The organism is Kitasatospora sp. NPDC059088 (genome assembly GCF_042738155.1).
Lineage (GTDB): Bacteria > Actinomycetota > Actinomycetes > Streptomycetales > Streptomycetaceae > Kitasatospora.
The window spans coordinates 94,991-111,030 of the sequence record NZ_JBHYGR010000007.1 but is presented as its reverse complement, the minus strand read 5'-3'; the positions used below and the strand labels follow the sequence as shown (position 1 = coordinate 111,030).

Below are 16,040 nucleotides of genomic sequence, written 5' to 3'. Positions count from 1 at the left end.
GAGCCCCGGGGATTGAGCGACGACCCGCACACTCCGAATCCGCAGGATGCCGGGTCGGATGAGCTGCTGGCGCCCGGCCACTGGGGTGTGCGGATCGCTACCAGCGCGGGACCCTTCACGTTGTCGCACACGACGGTGGAACCCCAGACCCGAGGTCAGCTGATCGGGCACGCGATGGCCAACAGCCGGTCTGGCCCCGAAGGGGAGAGCCTTTCCCTGGAGATCCGTCGGCTGCACCGCATGCGGTGGCACCGCGTCATGCCGGCGATCTTGGCGGCCTGTCAGACGGAGGTACTCCGGAACCCGGTCGAACCGGCGGAGCTGGACCCGGAGGTATCTGAGAACGCAAGGGCATTTCGCCTGTGGGTACTGGGGCTGCTCGACCAGCCCGGCGCGCCGAAGCCGGCAGGGGTGGTGGACCTGGGCCCAGCGACTATCGCTGAGCCCTGCCGTTGGGGACTTCGCGTAGACACCGGCGACGGAGAGTTCATGCTGTCGACGGTCACCAGGAGCCCGATCACCGCCGCCGAGCTGATCAGTTCCGTGATGGCGAACACGACCAGCGGCCCGGCCGAACGTGCACTTTCAGTCATCGCACGGGATGCCGGGATCAGCTGGGCGACAGGACGGGCCCTGCTGCTCGCACAGTGCAAGGTGCAGCTGGTCCGACACCCCCCAGGAGTCTCGGCGGAACAGCAGACGCAGCAGCAGCGGGCGTTCCACCGGTGGGCTCGGCAGCTCCTGCTCAGGCACGCGGCGGTGCACGGCGGCAAGCACCCAGAAGGCGCCATCGCCGGCGCAATGATGCTGGAAGCGACCGTGGACGGCCAGGTCCTGCAGTTCACGGCCCGACACCCGTTGGAGCTCCCGCCCGAGAAGGTCCTGGAAGTGGCTGTCATGCGCGACTTGGCCTGGGAAGGCCAGCACGTGGCTCTGGCGTGTGCAACACAGTCCGTTGCGGTGCCCGACATCGTGCGGTACGCGGTGGCCCGGTTCGGACTGCGGGTGGCCCACCGCGCCGGTGAACCCATACAGCCGGCGCGGCGCATTGACATGGCGCTGGCAGAGGCGAACCGGCAGCTGCTGGCACGGGCGATGATCGAGGCGCTCAGCCACTGGGAGGACGAACGCGCTCTCCTTGACGAGCCGACGACAGCACGGTGCGGGCAGCATCCGAAGGGCCTCCGCTGCACGCGATGCGGACGGCTACAGGTGCGTGATGGCCGTTGGATCGAGCAGGTCGTGGAAGGCCTTGCGACGGGCTACGCACCCGAGTCCTGTATCCGCGCGGTCCCGGAACAGTTCAACGGCGCGCCCACCATGTGGTGGGTGCTGGGATACGAAGGCCACGGCGGCGCCAAGCGGCAGCTGCGAGTCCCGGCCCGAACCCTTTTCCCCGGCCGGGCGCTCCTCGGGTTCTTGCGGAACACCGAGATGGGCCAGGTCGCGGCGGCCCGAAAGGTTCCGCAGCTGGGAGTCCTCCAGTCGCTGGTTCGGCGTACCCGTCTGCGCGTGGAGGAAGGCCCACTGACAGCAGCCGCAGCAGCGGTCATCGGCCTACCCGCAGAGCAGCGACGTAAGGGCCAGCGATTCATCGGGCAGGCCTTGGGCCAGCTACCGCAGCGCCTCCCCGTCGACCTGGAGGCGACCCGGCTAGACGAGTTCGGGCCGGCCGGGTCGGTGTGTCTGCGAAAGGCGGTCTACGTCACAGAGGCCGACGCGCTCCGTCACCAGTGGAAGCGCGGTGACAAGAACCCGCCGCTGCGCCCGTACCAGTGCCCAGTTTGCGGGTTGTGGCATCTGACCAGCAGCGATGTGTCCGAAGCCGGGTGATCTGCGATGCTGCGCTCAGCCAGGCCCAGGACGCGCCAGAGGAGCAGCGTGAGCGACACCGTGCCCGCCCCGTCGGCGCCGGCGGCCATTCCTGGCGACCCGGCACGCCTTCATCTCACCGTGACCAGCGAGATCGGCGCCCCCGTCGGTCGAGGAGAAAGGCAGGAGCGGCACCGGCTCAACGCGCGGTTCCTGGCCGAGGGGGAGGACCCGCATCAGTGGTCGGCGGCTCACGACCAGGTGGGGGTGGTGGCCGTCCACCGGATCCGCCTGGAGCGGGGCGCGGTGGACGTCGGCGTCCTCGCAGCGGTGCAGCAGGCGGAAGTCCTGGAGGCGGAGCTGGCCGAGGCGGTGCTCGGGTCCGCGTTCACCCGCCGGGGCGGCCGCAGCCGCCTCGTCCCCGCCGTACGGGAGGCTTTGGGCAAGGGGCCGCGCACCGATCTCGGCGACCTGGTGCTCCTCAGCCACGTGTCGGTCAACGAACCCTGGGCCGGCACCGGCCTCGACGTCCTGCTGCTGGGTGAGCTCCTGGCCCGGATCGGCGGCCCCGCGGTCGTGGCGACCGCGCCGTCCTTCATGCGCGGCGGCCAGGACTGCCAGTCCCTGATGGCCTCGCTGCGCACCGCCGGGTTCGTACCGCTGGCGGAGCACACCATCGTGGCCGACGCCGCGCTCGTACCCGCGCTCTCCGGCCCAGCCGGCCAGGACCTGCTCCGGCGCTACGCGGCGGAAGCCGTCCACTGACCGGCTGGTGCGCCGGAGGGCAGCGAAACGGTCCGGCACCTACGAGTGCCGGACCGTCATCGTGGGGAGAGCGTCAAACCCCGGTGCTCTCCAGCTGGAGCTGCTCCTGGTCCTCCTGGGTGGTCAGCGGGAGAAGGTCCTTGAGGTCGTTGTAGTAGCGCTCGACGCTGCGCAGGCTCACCGGCTGGTCTTCCTTGCCCCGGGCCCGGAGGTTGTAGGGGTGCTGGAAGAGGTGCTGACGGAGTTCCTCCGGCTCGGGGTAGCGTCCGTGCTCAGCGACCCAGGCGGCAAAGCCGATGGTCCACTTCGAGGGGATCCCCGCGTTGAGCGCCTGGTCGGCCAGGGCGGGGTCGAGCTTCGGCAGGTCGTTCTCGACCAGGCCGGAAGCGGGCGCGGCTCCCTCGGTGCGGGTGGTCTCCGCAAGGGCCGCAGGGTTTTCTCGCATCGGCGCCTCGGGCCGTCCCGCATCCGCAAGAGCAGTGCGGGCGTCCAGGGCATCCGGCTGCCCGTACGTCGCCGTCAGGTCCACCTCCGGCTCGGCCCGCACCGCATGCACCGGCGCCGGAGCCGTCCCCGCAAAGCCTCCCGCAAGGGCGCTGACCTGTGAAGTCTCGGAAAGTACGTGCGCAGAAGCCGGGCTTTGCGGAACGAGATGTCCCGCATCCGCAAAGACCTCGCCGCCGTGTCCCGCATCCGCAAAGGACTGCGCGACGGGCTCCCGCAAAGCGGTCGGCTGACCGTACGCCGGGCCCGCAACGCTCTCCTGCTGCGCCCGCACCGGCCCCGCCCATGCCACCGCAGCAGCGGACGGTATCTCACCGTCCGCTGCGGACAGCTCCTTGCGCGGGCCCGCGACCGTCGGCAGCTGGGCCGCGCCCTCGGGCTGCGGCTTCGGCTGGCCGTCGGCGGCTGCTCGCGCGGCAAAGATCCGGTCCATCGGCTGGGTGGCGACGCCAGCGGCCGCGAGGCCGTCTTCGTAGGTGATCTGCATCGGCACGCCCAGCTCAAGTAGATCCACTGGCAGGCGCGCGGCGGCCGGCAGCTTCTCATCCGGGCCGACCCGAGCGTCCTTCAACAGGGCGAGGTAGATGAGCCGATCCTGCTCCAGCCGAACGGCGTCGTCCACACGCCGGATCTCCCACAACTGCATCCGCCGCCACATCGCCCAGGTCCGACGGGGAGCGAGCAGCCAGCGCATCAGCCGGATCCTCTCGATCGTCCGATCGGAGCTGAGCTTCGCGAGGCGGGCGATCGCGTGCCGCGTCGCCTCCGAAATGATGATGAAGAGCACCGGGATGACGGCGTGCATCCCGGTACCCAACGGATCCGGCCAGGACGCCGCGGCGTTGAACGCGATGGTCGCCACCGTGAGGGCCCAGGCGGTGGGGCGCAGCAGCGGGAAGGGGATGCGGAGCCAGGTGAGGACGAGGTCCAGGGCGAGGAGGACGAGGATGCCGACGTCCACGCCGATCGGGAAGGCGTAGGAGAACGTCCCCATGCCGACGCCGGCTGCCAGTTGGCGGACCGCCAGGTAGGAGCCAGCCAGGCCGATCAGTGCCACGATCGTGGCGCCCACGGCGACGAGCGTAATCAGCGCCCAGTGGGCCTTGGTCAGGACCGGTCGTGTCACGACACTCTCCCCCTTGCGTTTGGTGCTCAGGGGGGCAGTTTTTCATGTGGCCCGGACGGGGCGTGCGGTACATACCTGGTCAGGGGGCTTGGAGCCCCCGCGCGGGCCATTTCGGCACCCTCTGAGATCGGGGTGATGCGGAGCGTACAGCTGATCTTCCTCGGTCGGCCGGTCCGAGCCCGGCCTGGCTCGGCGGCGCCGTGCCGGGGCTACGGGCCGACGATGACCCAGGTGATGAGGCTAGCCCCGAGCGTCGGATGGTGCCTGTGCAGAACGCTCACCCCGCGCCCGCCGGTCTCCTCGGGGTCGAGGCGCACCACGTAGTCCTCGGCCTGCGGGTCGTACGACGGCCTGCGCTCCCCCAGCCTCGGGGTCAACTCCAGCTGCGCCCGGACGTGCTCGACGGCGCGGAGCTCTGCCGGTGTGAGGCCGGGGAGAATCTTCTCAGCCTCGTCGGAGAAGACGGCGAAGTTGGTCACCGGCCAGCCTCGGCCAACTTGCGGCGCAGCTGGGCGGCCGACGTGGCCACCGGCATGGTGAGTGCCGCCACGGCCTCGGGGGTGGTGTTCTCCTCGACATAGGTCTTGTACCGCTGGATGAAGTCCTCGAACTCGTGCAGCGGGACGTCGTCGAGCTCCTGCTCGAACCGGTCGCGCTCGGTGGGCACGCCCAGCGCGGCGAGGCCGGCCAGAGCGGCACGCACCTCGCGCACGTTGGTCATGGGCGGGGGTGTTGGATCGGCGTACTGGGCTGCGGTACTCATCGCGGTGCTCCTCCCGGTGGGCTCGTGGAAGACGCTACTCCCCTGACAGACTCCCCAGGACACCAATGTCTTTTTCTCCGGCCCGCCCGTCCGGCAGAGGGGCTCCGGGTTTCGTCGGCGAAACCTGCGTGCTTCCCGGCGCGGTGTGGGCCAGGGATGTCGGGCGCCCGTTTGGCAGCCGCAGGTTTCGTCGACGAAAGCGCATCCGGCCCGGGGCCTGGCCTGGAGACGGCACTGGGCGGGCGCAGAGGCTCTGCGCCCGCCCATGGTGTTCTGGCCTACCGCTTGAGCAGGGGCTCCAGCACGTCCGCGACGGCCTTGAACTCCTGCACCGGCTTGTCGTCCTCGGAGTCGCAGTAGTAGCGGACGGGCTCCTGGTAGCGGACGCTCTCGCCGACCAGGACGGATTCCGAGATGGTCGGCAGGACCCGGTGCTTGTAGAAGCTCTGGATGTCGGCCACCATCTCACCGAAGTGCGACCCGCGGTTCTTGGGCTGGGTGCCGTTGATCAGGACGTAGCGCAGGTCGGCGCACCCTTCGGAGAACTCGTACCGGTCCTCGGCCTTCTCGATGAACTTCGTGAGGTTGTGCAGGGTGTCGTCGTCCTTGGTGTCCGGCTTGACGCAGCCGATGATGGCGTCGCAAGCGGCGATCTCGGAGTACTCCAGGATGTCGAAGGTGCCGCGGAAGTCCCAGCAGATGAGGTCGACCGTGCCCTTGGGCACCGCCTTGATCGCGCTCCTGAGCCACATCTCGCCCTTGCCGTGGCGAGGATTCGTGATGTCGTTGCTCGCATCAACCATCGACCGAGACCCGAGGACGAGGCGGAGGTTGGGGATCTCCTCGAAGCACTCGTCGCGGTCGTCCGCCAGATCGTCCCACTCCTCGACCGGCACCGTGCGGCGGCGGGCCGGCACTGTGGCTTCGAGCAGCGTGGCCCGGCGGTGGAGGACGTCGTAGATGTTCGTCATCCGCGCCAGGCGGGCGTCCATCGCATCGACCCGCTTCGGGTTGTGCTTGCGGTTGGTAACGCCGTATCCCAAGTAGGTGCTGGCGGCCATGGTCTGGTCACCGTCCCCGACCCACACGTTCCAGCCTCGGTGGGCGAGCTCGACGGCGGCGTTCACGCAGTCGTTGGTCTTGCGGGTGCCGCCGCCCTCGTTGGCAAAGCCGATCACGACGGGGCCGTCGGGGTACCTGCGGTTTCGCATCAGTCCTGCATCTCCAGATTCATGCCTGCTCCACCGGAGTGGCCGTCGTCAGCAGGTCGCTCTCGGTCAGGGTGGGCTCGTAACCGTGGCGCACGAGGCCGCGGAGGTGGTTGACGTCGTAGCCGCCGGAACGCCGGGCCAGACGGATCTGGGCGTCCGCAGCGGCGATGGCCTCGGCGCGACGGGCGAGCTCCTGCACGCCGTCAGCCGGGGGGATCCCGCTCGCGTCGAGGAGGTCCTGCGCTCGGAGCTGCACAGCCTCGGGGGCGTTGTTGATCAGCGCGATGAAGACCGACTCGACGATCTCGTCCGGGTCGCGCTCGGAGGCCAGCAGCGCTGCTCCCGCCTTGAAGCGCGCAAGATCGTCAGCCTCTTCACGGAGCTCCTCGGCGTGCTTGCCGTCCTTCGTCGCCGGCGCCTTGTCGAGACCGGTGCGCTTGGAGGGGTTGTCCACCGGCTGCGCGGGGATGCGGCCCGTGGACTGCTTCTCGCGATCGATTCCCTGGTCCGGGTTCGGCTGGTCTGCTGCTTCCGGGCGGCCCGGCCGCTGGGGGGCGTGCGCGTCGGAGGTGTCCGTCTCAGGTTCAGCGCCGGTCTCCGGCTCAGGCGCCGGTTCCTTCGGAGCCGGCTTGGGGAAGTCCAGTTCGACGAGGTCCTTCGCAATGAGTTCGAGGTCGCGCATCCGCTGGTAGGCGACCTCCATCCCCTCAGCCCCGTACTTGGTCAGCAGCAGGTAGGCGGGGTCGACGCCGAGCACTCGACGGCCGATGGCCGTGCGCACCTTGCCATCGGGGACCTCGTTGTAGAGGCGGATCTTCTTGGAGATGGCAGCCTCGCTGAGGCCCTTGTTCCGCCGGCCCAGCTTGGCCTGGATCTGCTCGGCGGTCAGCCCACGGTCCTTGAACCGCTGGAGGAGCCTGCCCTCCTGGAGCGGGTGAAGCCCGGCCCGGTTCTGGTTCTCAGACCAGATCAGCTCGTCCATCTTCTCGATCTGGTCATCACGCAGCACCATCGGCAGCTCGGTGGCACCGTTGGCGAGCGCGGCCCTGTACCGGCGCTCACCGGCGCCGAGGACCCAGTAGGTGTTCTCCGGGAGGGTCTTCGCCTCCTCCTTGTACTTCTCAGCGAAGACGGCGTACGAGATCACGGTCGGGTCCTGCTGAACGCCGAGCTCGTCGATGTTCTCGGTCAGGTCCTTGAAGGAGTCCTCTTCCCACTCCCACTCCTCACGGATGTTGACCGGGTTCGGAGCGACGTGCTCCAGGGGTGCCAGGAAGCGCTGACCGTTTACGACGTGCCGAGGGGTCTTGCTCTCGTTCCGCGCATCCGTGTCAACGTCGGTCGCCGATGTCTCCGGCGAAGTCACGGGCGCGTCGCCGGATTCCTGCTCGTCCGCAGAGCTGGCTGAGGCCGCTTCCGTCTGCGGGTTGTCCTTGTTGGCGTTTCGTCCGGTACCGCGGTTGCTTCGCCGTGACACTGAAATTGACTCCTGGCGCTGAGGATCTCGAATCAGGAGAACCCTAACCGGCACGCTCGGTACATATCGGCCAGGGCGGCCCCGCCGTGCTCCGCCACGCTAGCGGGTTCGCCTCTGACGGCGCCGCGGATCGGCAGGACTCCCCACGGAAGAGGGCGGAGCAACTGGCCCTTTCGTTGACGAAATCCGCCTGGATGCGTGGTGGCCGAGTGCGGCGGCAGCTCAGCTGTCCCGTCCGGGCACACCTGGTCTCGTCCGGCTCCAGTTGTCCGGCTGTAGCTGGCCCTGGGCGATCGACCGACCAGGCCCTGGCGCTTTCGTCGACGAAAGACATGGTCGGTGCGGGCGGGCTGTGGGCCGGCGCTGCTTGGGCGTTTTCGTCGACGAAAGAAACTGGCTCCGGGGTGGACGGTCTGTCGCTGGCGTGGTGGAGCATGGACCGCTGACCGTTTGGGCGGCCTTCTGAGGGGATTGGTCATGAGGACACCGGCAGGGCACGAGGGCGATCTGACGCTGGAGGACTTCCCCGAACACCGAAGAATGGCCCTCGTCTGGAGCTCGGCCTTGAATCCGGACGCCCTCGCCCTCGCACTGAGCCGGGTCCGGCCCGGCGACGTCTGTCAGGCCCGCCAGACGACGCCGGAGGTTCCCGCTGTTGCCGTTCGGGGAGACGACGGGCGCTACCACCTTCGTGGTGAGACCACGATGCTCTGCTCCGTCGACGAGACGCACTGGCCGGCCTGGATGGAGCACAAGTTCGGCCGTAGCCGTCGGGACTCGGAAGGCAGCTGGCGGCACTTGTTCCGGGCGCGGTGGTGGACTGACGACGACGGGCGGGCGTTGAGGCCGGCCACCGCCTCAGTAACGGACCCAAACGTCTTGGACATGGACGTGGTCTGGCGGGTCAACGAGATGCCCGGTGGCAGGGAGCCGGGTACCGTACCGGCTGCGAGTCGCTGCCCCGTCGCACCGGCGTACCTGTGGCCCCCGCTCCCGGCAGCGAGCAAGGTAGGCAGGATGCGCGCCCACCTGGTTAACGTCATGGGGCCGCTGTGCCAGCTCTGTGGTGTCCTTCCCGGCGCGGTCGTTGATCATGATCACTTCTCGGGCCTGGTGCGCGGCCTGCTGTGTGGAGTGTGCAATACGGGCCTGGAGTCGTGCCTGCACCTGGACGTCTGCCCACGGGCCGAGTACCTCAACGCCCAGCCCGCCGCTCACCTCAAGCTCCCCTACCCGGACATCGCAAAGTCGCTCGCAGGACTGCGTCACGTCGAGAGCCGGATCGCCGCGCTCGGCTACGACCCGTTCGCTCACCTCCGCTGATCCGCCGACACTGCCCCACCAACGCCGTCCTCGGCGTGCGACGGGAAGTGTCGCGTCAACGTCGGGTCAACGTCGTGGTGACCCAACGCCTCCGCCGCGAGGATTGGTCCCCAGCCGGCCCGATCGCGGGTCGCCTGCCGCAGCTCCCCGGTGTCGGGTATCCCGGCTCCGGGGCCGTCCCCAGGGGGGAACCATGCGCAAGATCACCGAACGTCTCACCCAGGCAGCCGTCGCCGGCGCCATCGCCGTCAGCGGCACGGCCATCAGCGCCGGCAGCGCCCACGCCGACAGCGCGTACGCCTGCCGCTCCGCGAACACGCACGGGCGGTACGCAGCCGTCTACGGCAGCTCCGTCTACCTGGACTCCTGCTACAACGTTCAGGACGACCGCCGCACGATCGAGGCCCAGGTCGGGTTCCAGAACTAAACCGGCCAGGGTCTGACGTATTGCGCGCACGCCTTGAACGTCAACAACATCAACGGGCCCTGGGCCCACGACTTCGGCTGCACCTCCTCCGGCGACCTGACCGGCACGGTGTGGGCCGGGCGCGACCCGGGCTACGGCTCGTCCTGGTCGGAGTGGACCGCGCCGGCGGGCACCTACGTGATCTCGACCGGAGTGTGGATCGACGGCCACTACTACGGCGATGTGCAGAGCCCGAGGACCACCATCGGGTAGCCCCCATCTGCGGCCTGTTCCTCGCCCACGTTGCCGAGGACGACATCGCGACGAGTGCGCGGAAGCACCGAAGGTCGGGGGAACGGCTGAGGTGGCACAGCCCACCGCTGAGCCTTTTGGGAGCGTGCTGGCCAGGGGAGGAACCCGGGCTGGCCGGCTGCCAGCCCTGGGAGGTTATGCCGGTGTGCCGGCCACGATCACGCTGTCGTCGATGCGGAACTCGATCCCGGTGGTCTGCCCGGGCAGGGCGTCGGGGTCGACCGTGGAGGCGAACTGGGCGAATTTCGAGTAGAGCGTCCGGCACCGTGCCGAGTCGACAAGGTCTGGTCCGGCGGATCCGGTGCGCAGGGTGTCCAGGATCCTGGTCAGATTGTGACCGGAGAGGTTGACGGACTGCATACCGTCCTGCAATTTCTGGACACTCCCTTCCCGAAGGTTGGGATAGACCGTGAACTTCACGGAGTACACGCTCGCGGTGTTCGGTCCACGGTAGTCCGAGGGGTCATGCGTGCACTTGGTCCAGGTGGCCTTCCAGTGGCCGAAGGCGCAGCGCGCCACGAAGGTCCAGGTGTCCTCGTGGCACACCAGGGTGAGGTAGCTGACGCCGGCGGCGAGCTTCATCGTGGTGTTGTGCTCGTCGAGACCGACCGTGTTTGCCTGGAGGACTGCTTGTTGGGCCTCGCGGTCGTCTTCGCGGAAGCGCTTCTCCACTTCCCATTGTTCGCGCGCGATGTCACGCTTGAGCTGCTGGTTCGCTTCATACTGCTTGAGCAGTGTTCGGAACACCGGGACTCCTCCGCCTGTCGGCCATGTCACTTCGTGCTTCGCGCACTTGACGGAGCGTAGCGGCACTGGAGGCCTTCTCGTACGGGTGGCTGCCGGGCCAGGAGCGCCGTCGGGCCCGTGCGGCTACGCACGCCGGCTCCGGCTTGGAGCTGTGGTTGCCGATCGAACGGCTGCGGGCTGCGGCACCTCAGGGCCCTTGCCGGTCCTGACGCGTGAGCGGGCCGGGTCTGGCCGAAGCGTTCGACGGCTCGGGCGCCCGTCGGGGCCCCGCCCCGCGACTCGGGTGCGGCTACGGCAGCGCGGACTCCCCAATGGGTGAGTCGGCAGTCTGACCGCACGGTAGTGGAGGAGGGGCTGCGTTGTGGGGGCGTGCTTGACTGCCGGGTTTTGCCAGGAGGTTCTGCGCGCGCACAGCCTGGAGTGGACCTGCCTGCTGACGTTCCACGACCTGGAGGACGACCACCAGGGCGACGTGGTCGGGCGGTTTCGGGCGGCATTCGCCGAGCTGTCCGCAGCGGGGCGGGAGGCGCACGAGGGTGTTCCGGTTGGGCCCGGTCACGCGGTCCTGGCGGCCGTGGGGGAGACGGACCCGCGGGTCGCGGTGCTCACCGCGTTGGTCGTCGCGGAGACGACGGAGGCCGCGGCCCGGGGCACCTGAGGGTCGGCGGGGGAGCGGCGGGAGCGGGCGTTCCCGGTCAGGGCGGCTGGCCCTGACCGGTTGTGGCCGGCGCGGACACCGCAGGTCGGGCATGGCACGGTGCGGACATCGGTCGAGGTCACTCGCCAGGTGCCAGTGTGGACGGACTGACGCACACCGGGCTTCCTGGTCGGGGCGCGGCCCAGGCCGTGCCGACGTTGGGGGTCGGCCGGATCATGGCGAAGGTGCGGCTCCGGTACCAAATCATGGGGCCGAACGGACGCTGCGTTCACCTGATCGATCGACTTCGGCCACCCGCTCGGCGGCTCGTACGGGGACACACCGTCCGCAGGTTCTGCGCGGGGACAGCGCGACGGGTTCCTCCCGTGACCATCGGCACCGCCCCCAGCGATTTTCGACGGCGCTCTCCGGCGGTCCGGAACGCTCACAGACGGCCGGGGGGAGGAGTTTGACCCTGGACAGACCGTCAAGACGCTCCTCGCTCGGCCTGGGCTTCGCGAGCTCGGGGGCTACCTGTCAGGAGGCCTCGGGGCGGTAGGTCTTCTGGTGGAGCGACGGAGAGCTTCGGTCCCTACCCAAGATGTCCGGATCGGAAGGGACCAGCAATCGGCGTTCTCCTCGTCCCTGCTGCCGGCCAGAGTCAGGGACCGCTGATCAGGCTTGGGTCTCTACCCTCGGAGACGTTCAGTCCCTGTGCATTTCTGCAGGTCAAAGCACATCTGACTACAGCTCCAGGGACTGGAGGGACTGGGATTCCCCATTATGAGCAGATCTCCTTCTCTGGGTCGGTTACGTACGCGCCCGCGCACAAAGGGGGTCACTGCCTCATGTAATCAAGTTCCGCTCATAATGGGGAATCCCAGTCCCTCCAGTCCCTGTTCATCGGCCATAATGGCCTCTGACCTGGGAAAACATCGAAGGGACCGAAGAAATCCGGACCCTGACACAGAGTCCGTACAGCCCCTGGCTGGCTGGCCGGTCACTTCGCCCCCCAGGGACCGGAGGGTCTGGAGGGACTGAGCTTCGAACAGCGGGCCAGTGCGCGGCGTGTCCGGAAGACACGCCGCCGGTGATCGCTACAGTCGGAGAGTTCGGAAAGTCAGTCCCTTTGGTCTCTCTCAAATCTGGGCAAAGCGGCTTACGTGCAGGCAACGTGCCCTTTCTGGCCACGACCTGAGGTGGTGACCAAAGGGCCGAGGGCGGGGATCCCCATCGGCTCACGCTAGGCTCTGCCCATTCCAGATTTCAGTCCCTTCGGTCCCTCCGGTCCCTGGCCGCTCCCCACGGCTGCGACCAGGGACCGGGATCCAGCGAAGGACAGAGCGTGCACATCGAGCAGAGCGGCGATGCCCCCGCGATGCCCGTACGCGGACTCGCGGGGGCCCGCTGGTGCGCGGCCCAGGCTTGGCCCGTTCATCCTCTCGCCCCTGGCCGCAAGACCCCCGTGGGAAGCTGCAAGAGCTGTCGCGACCTCAGGGACGACCCGCAGGACTGCGCCTGCATCGCACAGGGCCGGTACTGCCATGGCTTCCACGCTGCCACCACGGACCCGCGGCTGGTCGACATGTGGTGGCAGGAGGGACCGGACTTCGGGGTCGGCGTCGCTTGCGGTCCCGCGAACCTGATCGTCATCGACGTTGACGCGCACTCCGACACGGTTCCCGACCGGTCGCTGCTTCTGCCGGGAATCCGGATCCCTGAGCAGGTCAACCTCGAAGGCCTGGCCTCGGGGTACGACACCCTCGCCCTGCTCGCCGCCTACCGAGGCCAGCCCGACCCGGCGCACGACACCTCGACGTTGCGGGTTCGTACGCCCTCGGGAGGCCTGCACATCTGGTACTGGAGCACCACGGCCTTCCGATGCTCCACCGGATCCAGCTCCAAGGTTGCCCTGGCCTGGCAGGTGGACGTCCGGGCCCACGGCGGGTACATCGTCGCGCCCGGCACGTGGACTCCCGCCGGCACCTACCAAGTCGTCGGCGATGGCCGACGGCCCGCCCCACTGCCTACTTGGCTCGCCTCCGAGCTGACCCGCACCGGCCACCGGATCCCCGCAGCTGGCGAGAGCCCTGCCCCGGTCAGCGCAACCTCGGGCCGACGCAGGCCCCGCGCCGCTGCGCGCACGCTGGGCCCGCTTCTGCAGGAAGTCGCGGGCTGCGCCCGCGTTCCCGAGGGCGCCGGCTTCACGGAGAAGCTGAACCGGGCGGCCTACACCGCCGGGGGGCTGGTCGGCGCCGGCGTCCTCGGGCAGGACGAAGCCTCTGCGCTGCTGCTGGCCGCGGCCCTGACAGCCCGTCCCCGGCAGGCCCGCCGGATCGAAGACCTGATCACCGCTTCCCTCGCGGCGGGTGCACGGCGCCCGCTCCACCTTGAAGGACGTCGTTCATGAGCACCGCCGACGCTCCGCGCGGGTTCGACGCCGTTGCCGCGGCACAGGAGATGCTGGAGTTCGAGGAACAACTCGTCCCCGCCGCTCCCCTTCCCGCGCAGAAGGCGGGCAAGGTTGCAGTCGTGGGGCAGGAGGACGGCCTCCTGCCCCACACCCTCACCGACCGCGGCAACGCCAAGCTGTTCATCCGCCTCTACCAGGACACCTTCCGGCACGTCGAGGGTTTGGGCTGGTACGAGTGGGCCGGCTACCGCTGGAAGCGCGGCGCGGAAAAGGCAGCGCTGTGGGCCGCCGGGGAGCTCGCGGAGCAGATGCCCGAGAGCGACCCCGCCCTGGTGTACACCGATCGGGAGGTCGCCTTCCACCGCCGTCGCACCAGCTCCACCGCGGGCATCAAGGCGTTCCTGGAGCAGGCCAAGTCCTCCCCGGCCCTGAGCATGGCCGCCGAGGAGCTGGACAGCGACCCCTGGGCGTTGTGCACCCCGGCAGGCGTCGTCGATCTGCGCACCGGCCGGCTCCACAAGCCGTCCCCGGCCGGCGGCTGCCATTCCCGAGCCACCAGCGTGGCGCCCGAGAACATGCCGACCCCGCGCTGGACCCGCTTCCTCGACGAGACCTTCGGCAACGACGAGGCCGGCAGGGAGATGATCGACTTCCTCCACGTCCTGCTCGGCTACTCCACCACCGGCGACGTCGGCGGCCAGGTCCTCCCCTTCCTCTACGGTCACGGCAAAAATGGCAAGAGCGTCCTGCTCGACGTGATGCTGCAGCTGCTCGGCGACTACGCCGACGCCGCGCCGCCGGGCTTTTTGATGGACCGAGGGGCGTACAACGAGCACTCCACCGAGCTGACAGAGCTCCATGGACGACGCCTGCTGGTGTGCTCCGAGCTCAAGTCCACCGACCGCTTCGACGAGGCCCGGGTCAAACTGCTCACTGGCGGCGACAGGATCAAGGCCCGCCGGATGCGCCAGGACTACTTCTCCTTCCTGCCCACCCACCACCTGTGGCTCCTCGGCAACCACCGGCCCGAGGTCACCACCGGCGGCTTCGCCTTCTGGCGCCGCATCCGTCTCGTGCCCTTCGAGCGGACCGTCTCCGACGAGAACAAGATCGACAACCTCGCCATGGAGCTGGTCCGCGACGAGGGACCGGGCATCCTCCACTGGGTGGTCCAGGGAGCCGGCCGTTACCACGACCTGCGCGAACGGCGGCAGGCCGGTGCCGGGCTGCCCGACCCGCTGGAAGGACCGTCCCGGGTACGGCTGGCCACCGACGCCTACGCCACCACCGAGGACACCATCGGTCGGTTCCTCTCCGAGTGTTGCACCCGCAACAGCGAGGAGACAGAACTGCGCGTGGAGCAGGGCCAGCTCTACGCGGCCTATGTGACCTGGTGCACATCCGCTGAGGGCATCCGCCCAACGAGCAACCGGGCCTTCGCCACCCGCGTTCGTACCGATCTCGGCCTGGCCACCCCGAACGACATGCTTAAGAGCAACGGCCGCAAGTTCTATCCCGGGCTGGGCCTCCTTGCCGACTGACAAACTCCCCGCTGCGGCGGCTGGCGGATCAAGCTGGAAACCGACCCCGGCCGTCTACACTCCGCAGACCGCGCCCGCCTACGATGCAGACGGCACATCTTCTTCTCCCTCCACCACCTCGCCCACAACCAAGAAGGAAGGCCTTCGGTCATGAGCTCGCTACTGGATGGCAGCGCTCTCACCCACGAGAAGGACGTGGTCTGGCTGGAGGACCTCTCGGCGCTCGACTACGTACGCCAGACCATCGACAAGACCCCCCGTCGCCAGGGCAAGCCGCGCTGGCTGCGCGACGGTCGTATGGTCGGCTACGCCGAACTCGATGCCACGGCAGAAGCCGACCCCGACAGCGGCCTGCACCGGCGCCGGGTGTTCTTCCTGCTGCCCCACGACCGTGACCTTGAACCCGACGGTCCCTACGCCGCCGGCGCTCCCGGCGAGGCAGTCGACCCCCGCACCATCAAGGCCAAGGCCGTCGGCATGAAGACCCCGCGTTCCCAACGCGGTCGAGTCGGCGCCTGACTCCTGCGCTCCGCCAGAAGCGCAGACGCGGCACCCTCCCGGCCAGCGGGTCGACCGCGACGGGCCCTTGGCCACTCGCCATCTCCGGCCAATACCCGGGGCTGCCAGGGCCTCGGGCCCACCTGGGTACGGCAGGGGAATAGCGTTCCCTTCTACGACGCCGCGCGCGCTCTGAATCGTTCAGTCCCTGTGCTGTTTGCCCAGTCCCTGATGGGGCACGGCGACCCCATCAGGGACTGGAGGGACTCGCTTTCCCAACTATGGGCAGACCCTGTCGCGTACCGGTGGTGGTCGTGCGTGACCCGCCTGCGACCGGACCCGCTAGATGGCCAACGGGACGGGCTTGTTGGCCAGTCTTCCGACGGCGCGGGCGAGCTGCGCAGGAGCTGCTCGGCTGGCCAGTTAGCGTTCCGGGCACAAGTCCAACGGGCGCAGCAGGCGGGTGAGCTGGCGGCCGCGCGGCGCGGGTCCGGCGCGCCGGACC

15 protein-coding genes are annotated in these 16,040 nt (G+C 69.0%); 9 read left to right on the top strand and 6 right to left on the bottom strand.

Annotated features, from left to right (window positions below):
* Nucleotides 1-12: 12 nt before the first annotated feature.
* Both ACFWXO_RS05585 and ACFWXO_RS05580 read left to right on the top strand, forming a co-directional pair.
* Nucleotides 13-1,833 carry a hypothetical protein gene (locus ACFWXO_RS05585; RefSeq protein ID WP_380522462.1) on the top strand — a complete coding sequence of 607 codons (1,821 nt, stop codon included), beginning with the start codon at nucleotides 13-15 and terminating at the stop codon, nucleotides 1,831-1,833.
* Between the two features lie 48 nt (nucleotides 1,834-1,881).
* Nucleotides 1,882-2,577, top strand: coding sequence for a hypothetical protein (locus ACFWXO_RS05580; protein ID WP_380522461.1), 696 nt, complete (start codon nucleotides 1,882-1,884; stop codon nucleotides 2,575-2,577).
* A 73-nt stretch (nucleotides 2,578-2,650) separates the two neighbouring features.
* Here the strand turns inward: ACFWXO_RS05580 and ACFWXO_RS05575 are convergent, their stop codons facing one another.
* The 5 genes from ACFWXO_RS05575 to ACFWXO_RS05555 all read right to left on the bottom strand — a co-directional run bounded on the left by ACFWXO_RS05575 (nucleotide 2,651) and on the right by ACFWXO_RS05555 (nucleotide 7,658).
* A complete protein-coding gene (locus ACFWXO_RS05575) occupies nucleotides 2,651-4,207 on the bottom strand; it encodes a DUF2637 domain-containing protein (RefSeq protein ID WP_380522460.1) in 1,557 nt (518 codons plus the stop codon).
* A gap of 209 nt (nucleotides 4,208-4,416) precedes the next feature.
* Nucleotides 4,417-4,686, bottom strand: coding sequence for a hypothetical protein (locus ACFWXO_RS05570; RefSeq protein WP_380522459.1), 270 nt, complete (start codon nucleotides 4,684-4,686; stop codon nucleotides 4,417-4,419).
* A complete protein-coding gene (locus ACFWXO_RS05565; RefSeq protein WP_380522458.1) occupies nucleotides 4,683-4,970 on the bottom strand; it encodes a hypothetical protein in 288 nt (95 codons plus the stop codon). Before ACFWXO_RS05565 ends, ACFWXO_RS05570 begins: the two co-directional genes overlap by 4 nt.
* Nucleotides 4,971-5,248: 278 nt before the next feature.
* Nucleotides 5,249-6,181: a ParA family protein gene (locus ACFWXO_RS05560; protein ID WP_380522457.1), complete on the bottom strand. Its 933-nt coding sequence runs from the start codon at nucleotides 6,179-6,181 to the stop codon at nucleotides 5,249-5,251.
* Between the two features lie 19 nt (nucleotides 6,182-6,200).
* Nucleotides 6,201-7,658 carry a ParB/RepB/Spo0J family partition protein gene (locus tag ACFWXO_RS05555; protein ID WP_380522456.1) on the bottom strand — a complete coding sequence of 486 codons (1,458 nt, stop codon included), beginning with the start codon at nucleotides 7,656-7,658 and terminating at the stop codon, nucleotides 6,201-6,203.
* A 1,017-nt stretch (nucleotides 7,659-8,675) separates the two neighbouring features.
* On the opposite strand from ACFWXO_RS05555, the gene ACFWXO_RS05550 reads away from it, so the two are divergent.
* The 3 genes from ACFWXO_RS05550 (at nucleotide 8,676) to ACFWXO_RS05540 (ending at nucleotide 9,660) form a co-directional block, all read left to right on the top strand.
* Nucleotides 8,676-8,981 carry an endonuclease domain-containing protein gene (locus tag ACFWXO_RS05550; RefSeq protein WP_380522455.1) on the top strand — a complete coding sequence of 102 codons (306 nt, stop codon included), beginning with the start codon at nucleotides 8,676-8,678 and terminating at the stop codon, nucleotides 8,979-8,981.
* Between the two features lie 193 nt (nucleotides 8,982-9,174).
* Nucleotides 9,175-9,408 carry a hypothetical protein gene (locus tag ACFWXO_RS05545; protein ID WP_380522454.1) on the top strand — a complete coding sequence of 78 codons (234 nt, stop codon included), beginning with the start codon at nucleotides 9,175-9,177 and terminating at the stop codon, nucleotides 9,406-9,408.
* A 33-nt stretch (nucleotides 9,409-9,441) separates the two neighbouring features.
* A complete protein-coding gene (locus tag ACFWXO_RS05540) occupies nucleotides 9,442-9,660 on the top strand; it encodes a hypothetical protein (RefSeq protein WP_380522453.1) in 219 nt (72 codons plus the stop codon).
* Nucleotides 9,661-9,834: 174 nt separating this feature from the next.
* On the opposite strand, the gene ACFWXO_RS05535 is transcribed toward ACFWXO_RS05540, so the two are convergent.
* On the bottom strand, nucleotides 9,835-10,446 hold the full coding sequence (locus ACFWXO_RS05535; protein ID WP_380522452.1) for a hypothetical protein: 612 nt from the start codon (nucleotides 10,444-10,446) through the stop codon (nucleotides 9,835-9,837).
* Between the two features lie 373 nt (nucleotides 10,447-10,819).
* Here ACFWXO_RS05535 and ACFWXO_RS05530 point away from each other — a divergent pair, with 373 nt between their 5' ends.
* From ACFWXO_RS05530 to ACFWXO_RS05515, 4 genes are all read left to right on the top strand, one after another.
* Nucleotides 10,820-11,104 carry a hypothetical protein gene (locus ACFWXO_RS05530; protein WP_380522451.1) on the top strand — a complete coding sequence of 95 codons (285 nt, stop codon included), beginning with the start codon at nucleotides 10,820-10,822 and terminating at the stop codon, nucleotides 11,102-11,104.
* A 1,357-nt stretch (nucleotides 11,105-12,461) separates the two neighbouring features.
* On the top strand, nucleotides 12,462-13,493 hold the full coding sequence (locus ACFWXO_RS05525) for a bifunctional DNA primase/polymerase (RefSeq protein WP_380522496.1): 1,032 nt from the start codon (nucleotides 12,462-12,464) through the stop codon (nucleotides 13,491-13,493).
* Nucleotides 13,490-15,037, top strand: coding sequence for a phage/plasmid primase, P4 family (locus ACFWXO_RS05520; protein ID WP_380522450.1), 1,548 nt, complete (start codon nucleotides 13,490-13,492; stop codon nucleotides 15,035-15,037). Before ACFWXO_RS05525 ends, ACFWXO_RS05520 begins: the two co-directional genes overlap by 4 nt.
* Before the next feature lie 150 nt (nucleotides 15,038-15,187).
* Nucleotides 15,188-15,556: a DUF6009 family protein gene (locus tag ACFWXO_RS05515; RefSeq protein ID WP_380522449.1), complete on the top strand. Its 369-nt coding sequence runs from the start codon at nucleotides 15,188-15,190 to the stop codon at nucleotides 15,554-15,556.
* Nucleotides 15,557-16,040 lie beyond the last annotated feature (484 nt).